This window comes from Streptomyces sp. NPDC053069, assembly GCF_044546895.1.
Taxonomy (GTDB): Bacteria; Actinomycetota; Actinomycetes; order Streptomycetales; family Streptomycetaceae; genus Streptomyces.
Genome location: NZ_JBITZN010000008.1, coordinates 382,454 through 403,356, shown reverse-complemented (window position 1 = coordinate 403,356; position 20,903 = coordinate 382,454). Strand labels below are relative to the sequence as shown.

The following is a 20,903-nucleotide window of genomic DNA, read 5'->3' as shown; positions in this document are numbered from 1 at the left end:
ATGGCCCGTGAACGCACTCGCCTCGGTCGCCGCGCCGGGGTCCTCGTGGCGGCCACGGCGGCGCTCGCCCTCCTGGGCACCGCGCCCGCGGCGGCCGGAGCCGGGGCGCCGACCGCGGCCAAGCCCCACGGACACGACGTCTCGTCGCACCAGGAGCGCGTCGACTGGCCGGCCGCCCGGTCCAAGGGCGCGCGGTTCGTCTACATCAAGGCGACGGAGTCCACGGACTACCGCAACCCCTACTTCTCGCAGCAGTACAACGGCGCACGCGAGGCGGGCCTGGTCCGGGGCGCCTACCACTTCGCCCGGCCGGACAAGTCCTCCGGCGCCAAGCAGGCCGCCTACTTCGTACGGCACGGCGGCGGCTGGCGGGCGGACGGCTGGACGCTGCCGCCCGCGCTCGACCTCGAGTACAACCCGTACGACAAGAAGCACAAGTGCTACGGGATGGGCAGGAAGCGGATGGTCCGCTGGATCCGGTCCTTCAGCAACGAGGTCAGGCGGAGGACCGGGCGCCGCCCCGTGATCTACACGTCGACCCCGTGGTGGGAGCTCTGCACCGGCAACAGCCGCGCGTTCACCGGCAACCCCCTGTGGATCGCCCGTCACGGCACCTCGCGGCCGGGGAAGCTGCCGGGCGGATGGCCGTACTGGACGATCTGGCAGTACGGCACGGAGGGCCGGCTGCCGGGTGACCAGAATCTCTTCAACGGGTCCACCAGCCGGCTGCGGACCCTCGCGCGGGGCCGGTAGCCATGGGGCGCCTGGGCCGAGAGGGCCGTACGGAACCCCACTCCCCCCATACGGACACCGCCGCGCCCGTCTCAGTTCATCTTCCGTTCACCCAGGTTGCCTACGGTCGTCCAGCCAATGACCTCGAACGATTGCCTGGGTAAATGGAAAGCTTCTCGCTGATTCTCGCGATTGTGGTGGTAACCGCACTCGCGTTCGATTTCACGAACGGTTTCCACGACACCGCGAACGCGATGGCCACCACCATCTCCACAGGCGCCCTGAAGCCGAAGATCGCGGTAACCATGTCCGCCGCCCTCAACCTGGTCGGCGCCTTCCTCTCCGTGGAGGTCGCGAACACGATCTCCAAGGGTCTCGTCGACGAGACCGGCATCCGTCCCGAGGTCATCTTCGCCGCCCTGGTCGGCGCGATCCTCTGGAACCTGCTGACCTGGCTGGTGGGCCTGCCGTCCAGTTCCTCGCACGCCCTGATGGGCGGTCTGATCGGCGCCACCGTCGCCTCCGCCGGCTTCGGTGCCGTGCACGGCGACGTGCTGGTCACCAAGGTGCTGCTGCCGGCGGTCGCCGCACCGGTCGTGGCGGGCGTCGCCTCGATGCTGGCCACCCGCTTCTCCTACGGCATCGGCGGCAAGGCCGAGGGCGAGGCCACCCGCAAGGGCTACCGCGCCGGCCAGATCGCCTCCGCCGGCCTGGTCTCCCTCGCCCACGGCACCAACGACGCCCAGAAGACGATGGGCATCATCACCCTCGCGCTGATCGCGGGCGGCGCCATCGCCCCGGGCTCCAACCCTCCCACCTGGGTCATCCTCTCCGCCGGCCTGGCCATCGCGCTGGGCACCTGGATCGGCGGCTGGCGCATCATCCGCACCATGGGCACCGGCCTGACCGACCTGGAGCCGCGCCAGGGCTTCGCCGCCCAGACCAGCGCCGCGACCGCCATCCTGGCCTCCTCCCACCTGGGCTTCTCCCTGTCCACCACGCACGTCGTCTCCGGTTCGGTGATGGGCGCGGGCCTCGGCCGCAAGGGCGGGGTGGTCCGCTGGTCCACCGCGACCCGCATGGCCGTCGCCTGGGTGCTCACCCTCCCGGCCGCCGCGCTGGTCGGCGCGGGCGCCGAGTCCGTCACGGACCTCGGTGACTGGGGCACCGCCGCGGTCGCCGTCTTCCTGGTCGCCGCGAGCGCCGCGATCTGGAAGATCTCCCGCCGTGAGGTCGTCGACCACACCAATGTCGTCGCCGACGCCGAGGAGCCGGCCGGCGTGGTGACCACCGCCATCGCCGCGGTGGCCCCGCCCCCGGCGGGCACGCTCACCGAGGACCTGACGGCGACGATCCCCTCCCCGGCCGCCGAACCCGCTGCCCCGGCCGCCCCGCCGGCCGCCACCGTCTGACCCCGGCCACCCCGGTTACGAAGGAAGCATCATGAAGATCGACTGGGCGGCCCTCGGCTCCGTCTTCGGCGTCAGCCTCGCCTTCACAGTGGGCCTGGTGGCCCTGTTCACCCTCGGCGTGGGCGGTCTGGCCCGGCGCGAGAAGGCCGCGGCCCAGGGCGGCTCCGCCGGCCTCGCCGTCACCGGCGCCTACGTCTGCTTCGCCGCGTGCGCGGCGGCGGTGGCGTACGGCATCTACCTGATCGTGGCCAAGCCCTGACCACACCCTCTGAAGGCTCCCCTCCCCCGGAAGGCGGAAGGGGGGCCTTTCTCATGCCCGCACACCCCGCGATGTGGGGATCCGCACACTCTCCCCCTGCAGGTCAACGGCAAGTTGACGGCCGTTCGGGGCGCGTGGTGGACTGCCCAGGCCATGTAGGGCGGCAGAAGAGGAAGCCGGTGCGAATCCGGCGCGGTCCCGCCACTGTCACCGGGGAAGAACCCCGGGAGCCAGGAACTCTCACCGCCGAATCTCGTCGAACCAGGGCGCGGACACCCTGAGTGAGGACACGGATCGCCATGCTCGGCTGCCGAAGGACCAGGACCCGAACCAGGCCCGCTCCTGTACCCACGGCCGGCTGAGCCGATGGGTGCCGATCGCACATACGCGTACGGCGCCGCCGCCGGCCTTCTCGGTGACCTGCTGCTCGGCGATCCGCGCCACGGGCATCCGGTCGCCGCGTTCGGCCGGGCGGCCGCTGCCGTGGACGGCGCGTTGTGGCACGACCACCGCGGCTGGGGCGCCCTGCACACCGTCGTGTGCGCCGGAGGCGCCGTCGCACTGGGCGCGGTGGCCGCACGCGCCGTACGCCCCTCCCCCGCCGCGTCCCTCGCGCTGACCGCCGCCGCCACCTGGGCGGTCGTCGGCGGTACGTCGCTCGCCCGGGAGGCCCGCACCATCGGGCGCGCCCTGGAGCGCGGAGACGTCCAGGCGGCGCGGGCCCGGCTGCCGCATCTGTGCGGCCGGGATCCCCAGGCGCTGGACGCCGACGGGATCGCCCGGGCAGTGGTCGAGTCGGTCGCCGAGAACACCTCCGACGCCGTCGTGGGGGCACTGGTGTGGGGGGCCGTGGCCGGGGTTCCGGGGCTGCTCGGGTTCCGGGCGGTCAACACGCTGGACGCGATGGTGGGGCACAAGTCCCCCCGCTACCGGCGCTACGGCTGGGCCTCCGCCCGGCTCGACGACCTGGCCGGCTGGCCGGGGGCGCGGCTGACCGCCGTGCTCGCCGCCGCGGCCGGGCCCGACCCCCGCGGTGCCCTGCGCGCCTGGAAGGCCGACGCCCGCAAGCACCCGAGCCCCAACGCCGGGCCCGTCGAGGCCTCCTTCGCCGGGGCCCTCGGCGTACGCCTGGGCGGCACGCTCTCCTACGGCGGCCGGGTCGAGCACCGGCCGGTGCTGAACGGGGACACCGGACGGGCGGTCCGGGTCACCGACATCGACCGGTCCGTACGGCTCTCCGGCCGCGTCGGCCTTCTCGCGCTCGGCACCACGGTCGCCGCGCGCCTCCTCGCCAAAGGTCTCGTCAAGGGTCTGAAGGGACGTGGAAAGTGAACGGGGGACTCCTCGTCGCCGGCACCACCTCCGACGCCGGCAAGAGCGTCGTGACGGCCGGGATCTGCCGGTGGCTGGTGCGCCAGGGTGTGAAGGTCGCGCCGTTCAAGGCGCAGAACATGTCGCTGAACTCCTTCGTGACCCGCCAGGGCGCGGAGATCGGGCGGGCCCAGGCCATGCAGGCCCAGGCGTGCCGGATCGAGCCGACCGCGCTGATGAACCCGGTGCTGCTCAAGCCGGGCGGCGAGCAGAGCAGCCAGGTGGTGCTGCTGGGCAGGCCGGTGGGCGAACTGAGCGCGCGCGGGTACCACGGGGGGCGGCAGCAGCAGCTCCTCGGCACCGTGCTGGACTGCCTGGCCGAGTTGCGGGGCACGTATGACGCGGTGATCTGTGAGGGTGCGGGCAGCCCGGCCGAGATCAATCTGCGCCGGACCGACATCGTGAACATGGGCATCGCGCGGAGTGCGCGGCTTCCCGTGCTGGTGGTGGGCGACATCGACCGCGGGGGCGTCTTCGCGTCCTTCTTCGGGACCGTCGCCCTGCTGTCGCCCGAGGACCAGGAGCTGGTCGCCGGGTTCCTGGTGAACAAGTTCCGGGGCGATGTCGGCCTGCTGGAGCCCGGGTTGGAGATGCTGCGCGGGCTCACCGGACGGCCCGCCTACGGCGTCCTGCCGTTCCGGCACGGCCTCGGCATCGACGAGGAGGACGGACTGCGCGTTTCCCTGCGGGGGACCGTGCGGGAGTCGAACGTGGCCCCGCCCGTCGGCGAGGACGTGCTGCGGGTCGCCGTGTGCGCCATTCCGCTGATGTCCAATTTCACGGACGTGGACGCGCTGGCCGCCGAACCGGGTGTCGTGGTGCGGTTCGTGGACCGGGCCGAGGAGCTGGCGGACGCCGACCTGGTGGTGATCCCGGGCACGCGCGGGACCGTACGGGCCCTGGAGTGGCTGCGGGAGCGGGGGCTCGCCGACGCGCTCCTCAGGAGAGCCGCCGAGCAGCGCCCGATCCTCGGCATCTGCGGCGGCTTCCAGATTCTCGGCGAGCACATCGAGGACGAGGTCGAGTCGCGGGCCGGCGCGGTCGACGGGCTCGGCGTGCTGCCCGTGCGGGTGCGGTTCGCCCGCGACAAGACCCTGACCCGGCCGGCCGGGGAGGCCCTCGGCGAGCGGGTCGAGGGGTACGAGATCCACCACGGGGTCGCCTCCATAGAGGGAGGGCAACCGTTCATCTCCGATGACAAAGGACACAGCCTCGACGGCTGCCGGGTCGGACAGACCTGGGGCACGCACTGGCACGGTTCGCTGGAGTCGGACGGCTTCCGGCGGGCCTTCCTGCGCGAGGTGGCCGCCGCCGCGGGCCGCCGCTTCGTGCCGGCGCCCGGCACCTCCTTCGCCGCGCTGCGCGAGGAGCAGCTCGACCGGCTCGGCGACCTGATCGAACAGCACGCGGACACGGACGCGCTCTGGCGGCTCATCGAGTCGGGCGCGCCGCAAGGACTGCCTTTCATTCCACCGGGAGCGCCCGCATGAGCACAGTGTTGTTGTTGTCGACCGCCGACACGGATCTGCTGGCGGCCCGGGCCTCCGGCGCGGACTACCGCATCGGCAACCCGACCCGGGTGGACGTCCGCGAGGAGCTGCCGCGCCTGCTCGACGGGGCCGACCTGGCCGTCGTACGGCTGCTGGGCGGCAAGCGCGCCTGGGAGGAGGGGCTCACCGCACTGAAGGCGGCCGGGATCCCGACCGTGCTGCTGGGCGGCGAGGCCGTGCCCGACGCCGAGCTGATGGCCGAGTCGTCGGTGCCGGCCGGTGTGGTGGCGGAGGCGCTGAAGTACCTGGTCGAGGGCGGCCCCGCGAACCTGCTGGAGCTGTCCCGGTTCCTGTCGGACACCGTGCTGCTGACCGGTGAGGGCTTCGAGGAGCCGCGGAAGATGCCGGAGTACGGCGTCCACGGCTCGTACCCGGTCCGCGACGGCCGGCCGACCGTGGGCGTGCTCTTCTACCGGGCGCACGAACTGAGCGGCAACACCGCCTTCGTGGACACCCTGTGCGAGGCGATCGAGGCGAAGGGCGCCAACGCCCTGCCCGTCTACTGCGGTTCGCTGCGCGGCGCGGACGCCGGGCTGTACGAGTTGCTGGCGAAGGCCGACGTGCTGGTCGCCACGGTGCTGGCGGCCGGCGGCACGCACGCCTCGCAGGCCTCGGCGGGCGGCGACGAGGAGTCCTGGGACATCGGGGCGCTCGCGGATCTGGACATCCCGGTGCTGCAGGGCCTGTGCCTCACCTCCTCGCGGGCCGCCTGGGAGGAGTCCGACGCCGCCCTGTCCCCGATGGACGCGGCGATGCAGGTCGCGATCCCGGAGTTCGACGGGCGGCTGATCACCGTGCCGTTCTCCTTCAAGGAGCAGGGCCCGGACGAGGTCCCGGTGTACCTCGCCGACCCGGAACGGGCCGCGCGGGTGGCCGGAATCGCCCTGCGCCACGCCCGGTTGAAGCACAAGCCGAACGCCGAGAAGAAGGTCGCGCTGGTCTTCACGGCGTACCCGACCAAGCACTCCCGGGTCGGCAACGCGGTCGGACTGGACACGCCCGCGTCGGCGGTGCGGGTACTGGACGCGCTCCGGGACGCCGGCTACGCACTCACCGAGTACCCCTCCGGCGGCGACGAGTTGATCCACCGGCTGATCGCGGCCGGCGGTCACGACGTGGAGTGGCTCACGGAGGAGCAGCTGGCGGCGGCTCCCGCGCGGGTGCCGCTGGCCGACTACCGCGCCTGGTTCGAGAAGCTCGACCCGGAGCTGCGGGACGCGATGACCGAGGCGTGGGGCGAGCCGCCGGGCAGCCTCTATGTCGACGGTGACGACATCGTGCTGGCGTCGCTGCAGTTCGGGAACGTCGTCGTGATGATCCAGCCGCCGCGCGGCTTCGGCGAGAACCCGATCGCGATCTACCACGACCCCGACATGCCGCCCTCGCACCACTACATGGCGGCCTACCGCTGGCTGGAGAACAGCTTCGGCGCGGACGCGATCGTGCACATGGGCAAGCACGGCACGATGGAGTGGCTGCCGGGCAAGGGGCTCGGCCTGAGCGCGGGCTGCGCCCCGGACGCGGTGCTCGGCGACCTGCCGCTGATCTACCCGTTCATCGTCAACGACCCCGGCGAGGGCACCCAGGCCAAGCGGCGCGGGCACGCCACGGTGGTCGACCACCTGGTGCCGCCGATGGCCCGCGCCGACACCTACGGCGACCTCGCCAAGCTGGAGCAGCTGCTGGACGAGTACGCGCTCGTCTCCGACCTGGACCCGGTGAAGGCCCCGGCCGTGCGCGCCCAGATCTGGACGCTGGTCAAGGCGGCCGAGCTGCACCACGACCTGCATGTGGACGAGCAGCCGGACGACGACGAGTTCGACGAGTTCGTCATGCACATCGACGGCTATCTGTGCGAGATCAAGGACGTGCAGATCCGCGACGGTCTGCACATCCTGGGCGGCGGCCCGGTCGCCGAGCCGCGCGTGAACCTGGTGCTCGCCGTGCTGCGCGCCTCGCAGGTGTGGGGCGGCCGGGCGAACGCGCTGCCGGGGCTCAGGGCCTCGCTCGCCGCCCATTTCGGGCTGGTGGAGAAGGAGCTGCTGGCCGAGCCCGGTGCCCCGGTGAAGGTGCCGGTGGAGCTGACCGACCTCGTCGAGGGTCCGGCGCGCACCGCGTCCGACGCGATCGACCTGCTGGAGCAGCTGTGCCGGCGGATCGCGGAGGGCATGGAGGCACGGGCCTGGGACCGTGCGGTCGTCCCGGCCGTGCTGCGGGGCGTGCTCGGCACCGAACTCCCGGACGCCGTGGCGGTGGTGGAGTTCGCGTGCGACGAGGTCGTACCGCGGCTGGCGAGGACCACGGACGAGATCGGGCACATCCTGCGGGCGCTGGACGGCGGTTACGTCCCGGCGGGTCCGTCGGGTTCGCCGACCCGCGGTCTGGTGAACGTGCTGCCGACCGGCCGGAACTTCTACTCGGTCGACCCCAAGGCGATTCCTTCGAGGCTGAGCTGGGAGGTCGGCCAGTCGCTGGCCGACTCGCTGGTGCAGAGGTATCTGCAGGACACGGGCGAGTACCCGAAGTCCGTCGGTCTGACGGTGTGGGGTACGTCCGCGATGCGCACCCAGGGCGACGACATCGCCGAGATCCTGGCGCTGCTGGGCTGCCGCCCGGTGTGGGACGACGCCTCGCGCCGGGTCACGGGCTTCGAGGTGGTCCCCCTGGAGGAGCTGGGCCGGCCCCGCATCGATGTGACGGTCCGTATCTCCGGTTTCTTCCGGGACGCGTTCCCGCACGTCGTCGGGCTGATCGACGACGCGGTGCGGGCGGTGGCCGAGCTGGACGAGCCGGCCGAGTCCAACTACGTGCGGGCGCACGCCGACGAGGACACCGCCGAGCACGGCGACCGGCGGCGCGCCACGGCCCGTGTCTTCGGCTCGAAGCCGGGGGCCTACGGTGCCGGTCTGCTCCCGCTGATCGACGCGCGCAACTGGCGCAGCGACGCGGATCTGGCCGAGGTGTACGCCGTCTGGGGCGGGTACGCGTACGGGCGCGGGCTCGACGGGCGGGCGGCGCGCGGGGACATGGAGACCGCGTTCCGGCGGATCGCGGTGGCGGCGAAGAACGTCGACACCCGCGAGCACGATCTGGTCGACGCAGACGACTACTTCCAGTACCACGGCGGCATGGTCGCCATGGTGCGGCATCTGACCGGCGCCAACCCCGAGGCGTACGTCGGCGACAGTGCCGTACCGGACCAGGTGAAGACCCGCACGCTGGGCGAGGAGACGCACCGTGTCTTCCGGGCCCGCGTGGTCAACCCGCGCTGGATGGCGGCCATGCGCCGGCACGGCTACAAGGGCGCCTTCGAGATGGCGGCGACCGTGGACTATCTGTTCGGCTACGACGCCACGGCGGGCGTGGTCGACGACTGGATGTACGAGAAGCTCAGCGCGGAGTACGTCTTCGACCCGGAGAACCGGGACTTCATGCAGAAGTCCAACCCGTGGGCGCTGCGCGGCATCACCGAGCGGCTGCTGGAGGCGGCGGACCGCGGCCTGTGGGCGGAGCCGGACGCGGACACGCTGGAGCGGCTGCGCGCCACCTACCTGGAGCTGGAAGGCGACTTGGAGGGCGACGACCAGTGACAACCCCCTTCCCTTTTACGGCCGTGGTCGGTCAGGACGACCTGCGGCTGGCGCTGCTGCTGAACGCCGTGTCCCCGGCGGTGGGCGGGGTGCTGGTGCGCGGCGAGAAGGGCACGGCCAAGTCGACGGCCGTGCGTGCTCTGTCGGCGCTGCTGCCACAGGTGGCCGTCGTCCCGGGGTGCCGGTTCTCCTGTGATCCGGCGGCACCGGACCCGTCGTGCCCGGACGGCCCGCACGAGCGGGGGGCGGGTGCGGCCCGTCCCGCACGGATGGTCGAGCTCCCCGTCGGTGCCTCCGAGGACCGGCTGGTCGGTGCCCTGGACATCGAGCGGGCGCTCGCGGAGGGTGTGAAGGCGTTCGAGCCGGGTCTGCTGGCCGACGCGCACCGCGGGATCCTCTACGTCGACGAGGTCAACCTGCTCCACGACCACCTGGTCGACCTGCTGCTGGACGCGGCGGCGATGGGTGCGTCGTACGTGGAGCGCGAGGGTGTGTCGGTGCGGCACGCGGCCCGCTTCCTGCTCGTCGGCACCATGAACCCCGAGGAGGGCGAGCTCAGGCCCCAGCTTCTGGACCGGTTCGGGCTGACCGTGGAGGTCGCGGCCTCGCGGGAGCCGGACCAGCGGGTCGAGGTGGTGCGGCGCCGGCTGGCGTACGACGACGATCCGGCCGGCTTCGCCGCCCGGTGGGCCGAGGAGGAGGCCGTCGTACGGCAACGGATCGTGGCGGCACGGGAGTTGCTGCCGCAGGTGCGGCTGGGCGACGGTGCGCTGCGGCAGATCGCGGCGACCTGCGCGGCCTTCGAGGTGGACGGCATGCGCGCCGACATCGTGATGGCGCGTACGGCGACGGCGCTGGCCGCGTGGGCCGGGCGGACGGACGTCCTCGCGGAGGACGTCCGGCAGGCGGCGCTGCTGGCGCTCCCGCACCGCAGGCGCCGTAACCCCTTTGACGCGCCGGGCCTGGACGAGGACAAGCTGGACGAGACGCTGGAGCAGTTCTCCGGGGAGAACGAGGGCGACGACGACCCCGATCCGGACGGTCCCGGCGGGGGCGGTGGCGGGCCGCAGCCCGACTCCGGTCCGCAGGGGGGCGGGGACGCCGCCGCGCGGCCGGAGTCCGGTGAGGGCGGGGAACCGCAGGCCTCCGGCGCGCGGGAGCAGTCGGCCGTACGGGCCGCCGAGCCGTTCCGGACCAAGGTGCTGAGCGTGCCCGGGATCGGCGAGGGGGCGGCCGGACGTCGGTCACGCGCGCGGACCGAGCACGGGCGGACGACCGGTGCCCGGCGGCCCCGGGGGGCCCTGACCAAGCTGCACCTGGCGGCGACCGTGCAGGCGGCGGCCCCGCACCAGCGGGCGCGCGGCCGGTCCGGGCCGGGGCTGGTGGTCCGCCGGGACGATCTGCGGCAGGCGACCCGGGAGGGCCGCGAGGGCAACCTCGTGCTGTTCGTCGTGGACGCCTCGGGGTCGATGGCGGCGCGGCAGCGGATGGGTGCCGTGAAGGGGGCCGTGCTGTCGCTGCTGCTGGACGCGTACCAGCGGCGGGACAAGGTGGGGCTGGTGACGTTCCGGGGGTCGGGCGCCGATGTCGCGCTGCCGCCGACCTCGTCGGTCGACGCGGCCGCGGCGCGGCTGGAGTCGCTGCCGACCGGTGGCCGTACGCCGCTGGCCGCCGGGCTGCTCAGGGCGCACGAGGTGCTGCGCGTGGAGCGGCTGCGGGATCCGGCGCGGCGGGCGCTCGTGGTCGTGGTGACCGACGGGCGGGCCACCGGCGGCCCCGAGCCGGTCGCGCTGGCAGGGCGTGCGGCGCGGCTGTTCGCGGCCGAGTCGGTCGCCTCGGTGGTCGTGGACTGCGAGTCGGGGCCGGTGCGGCTCGGGCTCGCCGGGCAGCTCGCGGGTGAGCTGGGCGGTACGGCCGTCACGCTGGACGAGCTGCGGGCCGACTCGATCGCCGGGCTGGTCAGGGACGTGCAGGGGACGCAGAGGACTTCGAGGAGGGCCGCGTAATGCCGCAGGGACAGCCGAGTGTGGTACCGGACGACGGACTGACCACCCGTCAGCGACGCAACCGTCCGCTGGTCGTCGTGCACACCGGCATCGGCAAGGGCAAGTCCACCGCCGCGTTCGGGCTCGCACTGCGCGCCTGGAACCAGGGGTGGCCCATCGGGGTGTTCCAGTTCGTGAAGTCGGCCAAGTGGAAGGTCGGCGAGGAGAACGCGCTGCGGGTGCTCGGCGCCTCCGGCGAGGGCGGGACCGTGGACTGGCACAAGATGGGCGAGGGCTGGTCCTGGGTGCAGCGCGATCAGCAGATGGACAATGAGGAGAAGGCCCGGGAGGGCTGGGAGCAGGTCAAGCGGGACCTGGCCGCCGAGACGTACCGGCTGTACGTGCTGGACGAGTTCGCCTACCCCATGCACTGGGGGTGGGTGGACACCGACGAGGTCGTGGACGTGCTGCGGAACCGGCCCGGCACCCAGCATGTGGTGATCACCGGGCGGAACGCGCCGGAGAAACTGGTGGACTTCGCCGACCTCGTCACCGACATGTCCAAGGTCAAGCACCCCATGGACGTGGGGCAGAAGGGCCAGAAGGGCATCGAGTGGTGATGTCGTCGGTGCCTCGGCTGGTCATTGCCGCGCCTTCCTCGGGCAGCGGCAAGACCACCGTCGCCACGGGGCTGATGGCCGCGTTCGCCGCGCGGGGGCTCGCCGTGTCCCCGCACAAGGTCGGGCCGGACTACATCGACCCCGGCTACCACGCGCTCGCGACCGGGCGGGTGGGACGCAACCTGGACGCGTATCTGTGCGGTCCCGAGCTGGTCGCTCCGCTGTTCCTGCACGGGGCGCGGGGCTGTGACCTGGCCGTGGTCGAGGGCGTGATGGGGCTGTACGACGGGGCGGCCGGAGAGGGTGAACTGGCGTCCACCGCTCATGTCGCCAAGCTGCTGCGGGCGCCGGTGGTGCTGGTGGTCGACGCGTCGTCGCAGTCGCGGTCGGTGGCGGCGCTGGTGCACGGGTTCGCTTCCTGGGATCCGGAGGTGCGGGTCGGGGGCGTGATCCTGAACAAGGTGGGCTCCGACCGGCACGAGGAGCTTCTCCGGGAGGCCCTGGATTCGGCGGGGGTGCCTGTCCTCGGTGTGCTGCGGCGGGTTCCGCAGGTGGATACGCCTTCTCGCCATCTGGGGTTGGTGCCGGTGGCCGAGCGACGGTCCGACGCGACAGACGCAGTGGCGGCGATGGCCGCTCAGGTGGAGCGAGGTTGCGATCTCGAAGCTCTGCGGCGACTGGCGCAGAGTGCGGGAGACCTGTCATGCGCTCCTTGGGAACCGCCCGTCACCACCACGGGCAAGCGTGAGGTGGTCGCCGTGGCCGGCGGACCCGCCTTCACCTTCTCCTACGCCGAACACACGGAACTGCTCACCGCCGCCGGTGCCGACGTCGTCACCTTCGACCCCCTGCGGGACGAGCAACTGCCGGAAGACACCGCCGGGTTGGTCATCGGCGGCGGTTTCCCCGAGATGTATGCCGGTGAGCTGTCCGCCAACGAGCCGCTGAGGAAGGCCGTCGCCGAACTGGCCCTCGCCGGTGCTCCCGTCGCCGCCGAGTGCGCCGGGCTGCTCTACCTGTGCCGCGAGCTGGACGGGCAGCCCATGTGCGGGGTGCTGGACGCGACCGCACGCATGACGGAACGGCTGACCCTCGGCTACCGGGACACCGTGGCCGTCGGGGACAGTGTGCTGGCCGTCGCCGGGACCCGGATGCGGGGGCACGAGTTCCATCGCACAGTCGTCGAGCCCGGCGTCGGTGAGGCTCCCGCCTGGGGCGTGCGGGCGCCCGTACGGCGGGTCGAAGGTTTCGTACAGCGGGGCGTGCACGCGAGTTACCTGCACACGCACTGGGCGTCCGAGCCCGGTGTCGCCCGTCGGTTCGTGGAGAGGTGCCGGACGTCATGAGCAGCAGGCTGGTCGGAGTCGGGGTCGGTCCCGGTGATCCGGAGCTGGTGACCGTCAAGGGGGTCAACGCGCTGCGGGCCGCCGATGTCGTCGTCGTCCCGGTGATGGACACCGGGGAGCGGGGGCGGGCCGAGGCGACCGTGTTGCACTACGTGCCCGCGGAGAAGGTCGTCCGGGTGGTGTTCGCGCTGAACGAGCGGACCGACCGGGCGCGCCGGGAGGCCGCCTGGGACGCGGCGGGCGGGCGGGTCGCCGAGCTTCTCGCAGCGCACGGATCCGTCGCCTTCGCCACCATCGGCGATCCGAACGTGTACTCCACGTTCACCTATCTCGCCCAGACCATCACGGAGCTGGTGCCGGACGTGGTAGTGGAGACCGTGCCCGGTATCACCGCCATGCAGGATCTGGCGGCGCGGTCCGGTGCCGTGCTGACCGAGGGCACCGAACCGCTGACGCTGGTGCCGGTCACCGCCGGGTCCGCCGTGCTCAAGGACGCGTTGGCCGGGCCCGGGACCGTCGTGGCGTACAAGTTCGGGCGGCAGGCCGCCGAGGTCGCCGAGGCGCTGCGGGAGACCGGGCGGCTCGGGGACGCCGTGTGGGGTTCGGCGCTGGGGCTGCCGGAGGAGTCGGTGCGGTCGGCCGGCGAGCTGGACGGGACGCCGTTGCCGTATCTGTCGACGCTGATCGCGCCCCCGCGGCGGGACGGCGGGCGGGGCGGGAAGCTGTGAGCCGGCCCGGGCGACCGGTCGGCTCAGCCGCCGGAGAGGCCGACCACCAGCCAGATGAAGGCCGCGCCCGCCACCGTGCACAGCAGGGTGGAGCGGGCCGGGTGCTCGTGGTGGGCCTCGGGCAGGATCTCGGCGGCGGCGAGGTAGAGCAGTACGCCGCCGAAGAGGCCGAGATAGCCGCCGAGTACCGGCTCGGGGATGTGGAAGAAGGCGGTCGACACCGCGCCGAGCAGCGGTGCGCAGGCGTCGGCGACCAGCATGGCGATGGCGCGGCGACGGGCGTTGCCGTACAGGCTCGTGATGGTGAAGGTGTTGAAGCCGTCCGCGAAGTCGTGCGCGATCACGGCGAGCGCGACGGCCGCGCCCATGCCGCCGCCCACCTGGAAGGCCGCGCCGATCGCCACGCCGTCCATGGCGCTGTGGCCCACCATGGCGCCGGCCGCCGCCAGGCCCACCTCGGGCGCCCGGTGGTCGTGTCCCTCGGCGCCGCCGTGCGCGGCCTGCCGGGCGGCCAGCGTGCGCTCCACCAGATGGGCCACCAGGAAGCCGGTCACGAACAGCAGCAGGGCGGCGGGTACGCCGAAGACCTCGTGGTGGGCGGCGTGCAGCGCCTCCGGCAGCAGGTCCAGGCCGACCACGCCCAGCATCAGACCGCCGGCCAGTCCGAGGACCAGGTGCCGACGGTCGGTCACGCGCTGTGCCGTCCAGCCGCCGGCCAGCGTCATCAGGAACGCGCCGAGCGCGACGAAGACCGCCATAGGCCCTTGCTATCCGATGAAGGCGCCTTCGTGCACATCCGGCCACGCCCACATCGGCGCAGAACCTGATATTTCCCCTGCTTTTCATTGGTGACCCCGTACGAGAGGACCCTCCCATGGCCGATGCCCCCACCGGCAAGGTGACGTTCGTCGGTGCCGGCCCCGGCGCCGCCGATCTGCTGACGTTCCGTGCCGCGCGCGCGATCGCGGAGGCGGACGTGGTGATCTGGGCGGCGAGCCTGGTCCAGGCGGAGGTCCTGGCGCACGCGCGCGAGGACGCTCAGGTCCTCGACTCGGCGGCCATGTCCCTGGAGGACGTCGTCGCCGTCTACCGGCGCGCCCGTGCCGAGGGCCTGAAGGTGGCCCGGATCCACTCCGGCGACCCGGCGCTGTGGGGCGGCACGCAGGAACAGCTGGACCGGTGCGCCGAGATCGGCATCGCCACGGAGGTCGTCCCCGGGGTCTCGTCCTTCTCCGCCGTCGCCGCGCTCGCCCAGCGTGAGCTGACCATCCCCGAGGTCGCGCAGTCCGTCGTCCTCACCCGGCTGGGCGGCGGCAAGACGCCGATGCCGCCCGGCGAGGAGGTGCGCGAGTTCGCCCGGCACGGCACCACCATGGCGGTCTTCCTGTCGGCGGCGCGCAGCGGACAGCTGGTGCGCGAGCTGCTGGAGGGCGGCTATCCGACGGACACGCCGGTGGTCGTCGCCTACCAGGCGACCTGGCCGGAGGAGCTGATCGTGCGCTGCACCATCGGCACGCTGGAGGAGACGGTCAAGGAGCACAAGCTCTGGAAGCACACGCTCTTCCTGGTCGGCCCGGCGCTGGACGCGCACGGCACCCGTTCGCACCTGTACCACCCGGGGCACTTCCACGGATACCGCAAGGCCGACCCCGAGGCCCGGCGGGCCCTGCGCGAGCAGCGGGCGAAGAGTTGATCACGGTCGTCGGCACGGGGACGGGCGCGCCGGTCGCCGCGGACGTTCTCGCGGGCGCCGCGCTGGTGGTCGGCGGGCGCCGGCACCTGGACGCGGTACGGCTGCCCGACGGCGCCGAGCAGGTCGTGCTGGGGCCGCTGGCGCCGGCGCTGGACGTCATCGAGCGGTATCTGGAGAAGCGGAGCCGGGTCGTCGTACTGGCCTCCGGCGACCCGGGGTTCTTCGGGATCGTCCGGGTGCTGGCCGAGCGGTTCGGGTCGCGGCGGCTTGAGGTGCGGCCCGGTGTCTCGTCCGTGGCCGCCGCGTTCGCCCGGGTGGGTCTGACATGGGACGACGCCGTGGTCGTCAGCGCACACGGCAGGGAGCTGCGTACGGCGGTCAACGTGTGCCGCGCGCGGCCGAAGGTGGCGGTGCTGACGGGGCCGGGCGCGGGGCCGGCGGAACTGGGGGCGGCGCTGCTGCACCGCTCTCGGGTACCGCGGGACGCGCCGGCCGGTCCGGTGGCCGCGCCCGCAGCCGGCTCCCCCGGGCCGGAGTCCGCGTCGGCGCACGCGCCCCGCGGGCGCGTCCTCGTCGTCGCCTCCGCCCTCGGCTCCGCGGAGGAGCGCGTCGAACGGGTCACGCCCGCCGAGGCCGCCGCCCGGAACTGGGGCCCGGACGTCAGCGTGGTGCTGTGCCTGGACGAGACACGCGCTCTCGGCGGGGTGCGTACGGTCGCCGGGGCACCGGCCGGACCCGCCCGATGGGCGCTGGACGAGGGCGGGTTCGCGCACCGCGACTCGATGATCACCAAGTTCGAGGTGCGGGCGCTGGCGCTGGCCCGGCTGGGGCCGCGGCTAGGCGACCTGGTGTGGGACGTGGGCGCCGGCTCGGGCTCGGTGGCGGTGGAGTGCGCGCGGCTCGGCGCGGCCGTCGTCGCCGTGGAGAAGGCGGCGGACGGGGTGGCGCGGATCCACGCCAACGCGCACGCCCACGGGGTCGACGTGGACGTGGTGCACGGCCCGGCCCCCGAGGCCCTGGACACGCTCGACGATCCCGACGCGGTGTTCGTCGGCGGTGGCGGCCGGGAACTGCCCGCCGTCGTCGGCGCGTGCGCGCGGCGGGCCCGGCGGACCGTGGTCGTCGCCATGGCCGCGCTGGACCGTGTGCCGGCCGCCCGTGAGGCGCTCACGGCCGCCGGGTTCACCTGCGACGGGGTGCTGCTGCAGTCCTCGCGCCTGGCGCCGCTGCCCGGGGACGTGACCCGGCTCGCGGCCACCAATCCTGTGTTTCTGCTCTGGGGTGACAGAACCCCGGTATCGAGTGAGGGAGTTGCCCAGTGATCGGCCTGATTTCCGCCACCGCGGCGGGGGCGGTGGCGCGGGACCGGCTGGCCGCGGCCTGGCCGGACCGTACGCGCGTGTACGAGGGTCCCGTCGGGGAGGCGGTACGGGCCGCGTTCGCCGAGTGCGAGCAGCTGGTGTGCTTCCTGGCGACGGGCGCGACGGTACGGCTGCTCGCGCCCCTGCTCGGCGACAAGACGGCCGACCCGGGTGTGGTGTGCGTGGACGAGGGCGGCCGGTTCGCGGTGTCACTGGCCGGCGGGCACGGCGGGGGCGCCAACGAACTGGCCCGCGCGGTCGGCGAGCTGCTGGGGGCCCAGCCGGTGGTGACGACCGCGACGGACTCCGTGGGACTGGCGGGCCTGGACACGCTCGGGCTGCCGTACGAGGGCTCGGTGGCCCTGGTCTCCCGCGCCCTGCTGGACGGCGAACCGGTCGCGCTGGAGGCAGAGGTGCCGTGGCCGCTGCCGCCGCTGCCGGTCTCGGCGCAGGGGTCGTACACCATCCGGCTCACCGACCGCGATGTCGCGCCGGGCGAGCGTGAGGTGCTGTTGCGTCCGCCGTCCCTGGTGGTCGGGGTCGGCGCGTCCAAGGGCGCGCCGGTGGACGAGGTCCTCGGGCTGGTCGAGGAGACGCTGGCGCAGGCGGGCCTCTCGGTGCGGTCCGTGGCCGAACTCGCCACGGTGGACGCCAAGTCCGAGGAGCCGGGCCTGCTGGCCGCCGCCGAACGGCTCGGGGTGCCGCTGGTGACGTACTCCGCCGAGGAGCTTGCGGCGGTCGAGGTGCCCAACCCGTCGCACGCGCCGCTCGCGGCCGTCGGCACACCGTCGGTGGCGGAGGCCGCCGCGCTGGTGCGCGGCGGTGAACTGCTGGTACCCAAGCGGAAGTCGGAGCGTGCGGACGGCCGGCCCGCGATGGCGACCTGCGCGGTCGTACGACGCCCGGGACGCGGGCGGCTCGCGGTGGTCGGGCTCGGGCCGGGCGCCCGGGACCTGCTCACCCCGCGCGCGGCGGCCGAGCTGCGCCGGGCCTCGGTGCTGGTCGGCCTCGACCAGTACGTGGACCAGATCCGCGACCTGCTGCGGCCGGGCACCAGGGTGCTGGAGTCGGGGCTCGGCGCCGAGGAGGAGCGGGCCCGTACGGCGGTCGCGGAGGCCCGCAAGGGGCATGCGGTGGCGCTGATCGGCAGCGGGGACGCGGGCGTGTACGCCATGGCCTCCCCGGCGCTCGCCGAGGCATCGGACGACATCGACGTGGTCGGGGTGCCCGGGGTGACGGCCGCGCTGGCCGCCGGGGCGGTCCTGGGCGCGCCGCTGGGCCACGACCACGTCTCCATCAGCCTGTCCGACCTGCACACGCCGTGGGAGGTCATCGAACGCCGGGTGCGGGCGGCGGCCGAGGCGGACCTCGTCGTGACCTTCTACAACCCGCGCTCCCGGGGCCGCGACTGGCAGCTGCCCAAGGCGCTCGCGATCCTGGCCGGGCACCGGGAGCCGACGACACCGGTGGGCGTCGTACGCAACGCCTCCCGGCCGGACGAGTCGAGCCGGGTGACCACGCTCGCCGGGCTGGACCCGGCGACGGTCGACATGATGACGGTCGTCACCGTGGGCAACACCGCGACCCGCACCGTCGCGGGCCGCATGGTGACCCCGCGCGGCTACCGCTGGCAGGAAGCCGCACCGATGAGCGGCTCCGCCGCGGGGCAGGAGGACGCCCAGTGAACCGTGTGGTCCACCCCATCGAGCAGGAGTCCTTCCGGCGGCTGCGCGCCCGCCTGGACACCTCGCACTTCCCGCCCCTGACCCGGGCGGTCGTGGAGCGGGTCATCCACTCCGCCGCCGACCTGGAATACGCGACCGACCTCGTCATGGCCGAGGACGACCTGGTGAAGGCGCACGCGGCGCTGCACGCCGGGGCGCCGGTCGTCGTGGACGTGGAGATGGTCGCGGCCGGCATCACCCGGCGGGAGACCGTGTGCCGGCTGAAGGACGCCACGTCCGGTCCGGGACTGACCCGTTCGGCCCATGCCGTCCGGCTCGCCTACGAACAGGTCGGACCGGGCGCCCTGTGGGTGATCGGCTGTGCGCCGACCGCCCTGGAGGAGCTGCTCACGCTGGACGCCTCCCCCGCACTCGTCATCGGTCTGCCCGTCGGTTTCGTCGGCGCGGCCGAGTCCAAGGCCGCGTTGCGCGAGAGCGGGCTGCCCGCCGTGAGCAACGTGTCCGAGAAGGGCGGCTCGGCGGTCGCCGCCGCCGCGCTCAACGCCCTGCTGTACCACCCCCTTTCGTCTGAGGAGACCTCGTGACCACCCCGCCCGCCCTGCTGATCGCCGGACACGGCACCCGTGACGACGCCGGAGCCGAGGCGTTCCGCGACTTCGTGCGTGAGCTGGGGCGCCGCCACCCCGAGCTGCCCGTCGCGGGCGGCTTCATCGAGCTGTCCCCGCCGCCGCTCGGCGAGGCCGTCGCCGAGCTGGTCGAGCGGGGCGTGCGCCGGTTCGCCGCCGTGCCGCTGATGCTGGTGTCCGCCGGGCACGCCAAGGGCGACATCCCGGCCGCGCTGGCCCGCGAGAAGGAACGGCACCCGGGCATCTCGTACACCTACGGCCGCCCGCTGGGCCCGCACCCGGCGCTGCTGAACGTGCTGGAGCGGCGGCTGGAGGAGGTGCTGGGCGACACGGACCGCGCGGAGGTGACCGTGCTGCTGGTCGGGCGCGGCTCGACCGACCCCGATGCCAACGCCGAGGTGTTCAAGGCGGCGCGGCTGCTGTGGGAGGGCCGCGGGTACGCGGGGGTCGAGACGGCGTTCGTGTCGCTGGCGGCGCCGGACGTGCCGAGCGGCCTTGACCGGTGCGCGAGGCTGGGCGCGCGGCGGATCGTCGTCCTGCCCTACTTCCTGTTCACCGGGATCCTGCCGGACCGGGTGCGGCAGCAGACCGAGGAGTGGGCGGCCGGGCACCCCGAGGCCGATGTGCGCTCGGCGGACGTCATCGGGCCCGAGCCGGAGCTGCTGGACCTGGTGATGGAGCGGTACGGAGAGGCCGTCAAGGGTGATCTGCGCATGAACTGCGACTCGTGCGTGTACCGGATCGCGCTGCCCGGCTTCGAGGACAAGGTGGGGCTGCCGCAGCAGCCGCACTTCCACCCGGACGACGACGGCCATCACCACGGGCACGGGCACCACCATCACGGGGGGCACTCGCACAGCCATGCGCACTGACGACACCGGCGGCTCCGGGCACGATCTGCGGCATCACGGGGACGCCGAAGTGCGGGACGACGGGGCGGCGTTGACCGACCTCGCCGTCAATGTCCGCGCGGACACGCCGCCGCCGTGGCTGCGGGAGGAGATCGCCGCCTCGCTGTCGTCCCTCGCGGCCTACCCGGACGGTCGGGCCGCGCGGGCGGCGGTGGCGGCGCGGCACGGGCTGCCGGTGGAACGGGTGCTGCTGACGGCCGGCGCGGCGGAGGCGTTCGTGCTGCTGGCGCGGGCGCTGAAGGTGCGGCGCCCGGTCGTCGTGCATCCGCAGTTCACCGAGCCGGAGGCGGCGCTCAGGGACGCGGGGCACACCGTGGAGCGGGTGCTGCTGCGTGAGGCGGACGGGTTCCGGCTGGATCCGGCGGCGGTGCCGGAGGAGGCCGATCTGGTGGTGATCGGGAACCCGACCAACCCCACCTCTGTGCTGCATCCGGCGGGGACGATCGCCCGACTGGCCCGTCCCGGACGGGTGCTGGTGGTCGACGAGGCGTTCATGGACGCGGTGCCGGGTGAGCGGGAGGCGCTGGCCGGGCGGACGGATGTGCCCGGTCTCGTGGTGCTGCGGAGCCTGACCAAGACGTGGGGGCTGGCCGGGCTGCGGATCGGGTACGTGCTGGCTCCTTCGGAGATCGTCGCCGAACTGGAGCGGTCTCAGCCGCTGTGGCCCGTCTCCACGCCGGCCCTCACCGCGGCGCGGGCGTGTGTGGCACCGCGGGCCCTGGCCGAGGCGGGGCATGCCGCGCATCGCATCGCGGCGGACCGGGCCCACCTGGTGGCGGGGTTGTCCGCGTTCGCTTCGCGGGGGGTGCGGGTGGTGGAGCCTGCGGAAGGGCCTTTTGTGCTGGTCCGTATGCCCCAAGCGCTGGTGGTACGGCGTCGGCTGCGGGAGCTCGGCTATGCGGTACGGCGGGGGGACACGTTTCCGGGGCTCGGTGAGGAATGGGTGCGGGTGGCTGTGCGGGACCGGGTCACGGTGAGCGGGTTCCTGTCGGCACTGTCGGCTGCCCTGCCCTAGCCGAGCTCCGCCCGCCCGG

The 20,903-nt window shown here is 73.6% G+C and carries 17 protein-coding genes and 1 riboswitch; of the genes, 16 read left to right on the top strand and 1 reads right to left on the bottom strand.

The annotated features are described in order from the left end of the window. The 10 genes from ACIGXP_RS21355 (at position 1) to cobI (ending at position 13,593) form a co-directional block, all read left to right on the top strand. On the top strand, positions 1-753 hold the full coding sequence (locus tag ACIGXP_RS21355; protein WP_399770400.1) for a lysozyme: 753 nt from the start codon (positions 1-3) through the stop codon (positions 751-753). Between the two features lie 143 nt (positions 754-896). Then, complete coding sequence (locus tag ACIGXP_RS21350) at positions 897-2,144, top strand: inorganic phosphate transporter (protein WP_363214906.1); 1,248 nt, start codon at positions 897-899, stop codon at positions 2,142-2,144. A 31-nt stretch (positions 2,145-2,175) separates the two neighbouring features. Then, entirely contained in the window at positions 2,176-2,403 is a 228-nt protein-coding gene (locus ACIGXP_RS21345; RefSeq protein WP_363214907.1) for a hypothetical protein, read from the top strand. 120 nt (positions 2,404-2,523) lie between these two features. Next, a riboswitch (cobalamin riboswitch) is annotated at positions 2,524-2,664 on the top strand. Between the two features lie 105 nt (positions 2,665-2,769). Continuing rightward, positions 2,770-3,735, top strand: a complete 966-nt coding sequence (locus tag ACIGXP_RS21340; protein WP_399770398.1) for a cobalamin biosynthesis protein — start codon at positions 2,770-2,772, stop codon at positions 3,733-3,735. Beyond that, positions 3,732-5,264: a cobyric acid synthase gene (locus ACIGXP_RS21335; protein WP_363214909.1), complete on the top strand. Its 1,533-nt coding sequence runs from the start codon at positions 3,732-3,734 to the stop codon at positions 5,262-5,264. The genes ACIGXP_RS21340 and ACIGXP_RS21335 overlap by 4 nt, the downstream gene beginning before the upstream one ends. Further along, positions 5,261-8,914: a cobaltochelatase subunit CobN gene (cobN, locus tag ACIGXP_RS21330; protein WP_399770396.1), complete on the top strand. Its 3,654-nt coding sequence runs from the start codon at positions 5,261-5,263 to the stop codon at positions 8,912-8,914. The genes ACIGXP_RS21335 and cobN overlap by 4 nt, the downstream gene beginning before the upstream one ends. Beyond that, positions 8,911-10,920, top strand: coding sequence for a putative cobaltochelatase (locus ACIGXP_RS21325; RefSeq protein ID WP_399770394.1), 2,010 nt, complete (start codon positions 8,911-8,913; stop codon positions 10,918-10,920). The genes cobN and ACIGXP_RS21325 overlap by 4 nt, the downstream gene beginning before the upstream one ends. Next, complete coding sequence (gene cobO / locus ACIGXP_RS21320; protein WP_363214912.1) at positions 10,920-11,519, top strand: cob(I)yrinic acid a,c-diamide adenosyltransferase; 600 nt, start codon at positions 10,920-10,922, stop codon at positions 11,517-11,519. The genes ACIGXP_RS21325 and cobO overlap by 1 nt, the downstream gene beginning before the upstream one ends. After that, positions 11,519-12,865: a cobyrinate a,c-diamide synthase gene (locus ACIGXP_RS21315; protein ID WP_399770391.1), complete on the top strand. Its 1,347-nt coding sequence runs from the start codon at positions 11,519-11,521 to the stop codon at positions 12,863-12,865. Before cobO ends, ACIGXP_RS21315 begins: the two co-directional genes overlap by 1 nt. After that, complete coding sequence (cobI, locus tag ACIGXP_RS21310; RefSeq protein ID WP_363214914.1) at positions 12,862-13,593, top strand: precorrin-2 C(20)-methyltransferase; 732 nt, start codon at positions 12,862-12,864, stop codon at positions 13,591-13,593. The genes ACIGXP_RS21315 and cobI overlap by 4 nt, the downstream gene beginning before the upstream one ends. A gap of 23 nt (positions 13,594-13,616) precedes the next feature. Here cobI and ACIGXP_RS21305 read toward each other — a convergent pair whose 3' ends face one another. Beyond that, positions 13,617-14,351 (bottom strand): ZIP family metal transporter, encoded by a 735-nt coding sequence (locus tag ACIGXP_RS21305; RefSeq protein WP_399770389.1) that lies wholly within the window; start codon positions 14,349-14,351, stop codon positions 13,617-13,619. A 116-nt stretch (positions 14,352-14,467) separates the two neighbouring features. Here ACIGXP_RS21305 and cobM point away from each other — a divergent pair, with 116 nt between their 5' ends. Genes cobM through cobC form a run of 6 tightly spaced genes read left to right on the top strand, consistent with a single transcriptional unit; the run spans position 14,468 to position 20,884 of the window. Then, entirely contained in the window at positions 14,468-15,286 is an 819-nt protein-coding gene (gene cobM, locus ACIGXP_RS21300; RefSeq protein WP_363214916.1) for a precorrin-4 C(11)-methyltransferase, read from the top strand. Further along, complete coding sequence (gene cbiE / locus ACIGXP_RS21295) at positions 15,283-16,608, top strand: precorrin-6y C5,15-methyltransferase (decarboxylating) subunit CbiE (RefSeq protein ID WP_399770385.1); 1,326 nt, start codon at positions 15,283-15,285, stop codon at positions 16,606-16,608. The genes cobM and cbiE overlap by 4 nt, the downstream gene beginning before the upstream one ends. After that, positions 16,605-18,332 (top strand): precorrin-3B C(17)-methyltransferase, encoded by a 1,728-nt coding sequence (cobJ, locus tag ACIGXP_RS21290; RefSeq protein ID WP_363214918.1) that lies wholly within the window; start codon positions 16,605-16,607, stop codon positions 18,330-18,332. Before cbiE ends, cobJ begins: the two co-directional genes overlap by 4 nt. Then, the gene (locus tag ACIGXP_RS21285) at positions 18,329-18,916 is read left to right on the top strand and encodes a precorrin-8X methylmutase (protein ID WP_399770383.1); all 588 of its coding nucleotides are present in this window, start codon (positions 18,329-18,331) and stop codon (positions 18,914-18,916) included. Before cobJ ends, ACIGXP_RS21285 begins: the two co-directional genes overlap by 4 nt. Then, positions 18,913-19,830 (top strand): sirohydrochlorin chelatase, encoded by a 918-nt coding sequence (locus ACIGXP_RS21280; RefSeq protein ID WP_399770380.1) that lies wholly within the window; start codon positions 18,913-18,915, stop codon positions 19,828-19,830. The genes ACIGXP_RS21285 and ACIGXP_RS21280 overlap by 4 nt, the downstream gene beginning before the upstream one ends. Then, positions 19,820-20,884, top strand: a complete 1,065-nt coding sequence (gene cobC, locus ACIGXP_RS21275) for an Rv2231c family pyridoxal phosphate-dependent protein CobC (RefSeq protein ID WP_399770378.1) — start codon at positions 19,820-19,822, stop codon at positions 20,882-20,884. Before ACIGXP_RS21280 ends, cobC begins: the two co-directional genes overlap by 11 nt. The last annotated feature ends 19 nt before the right edge of the window (positions 20,885-20,903 follow it).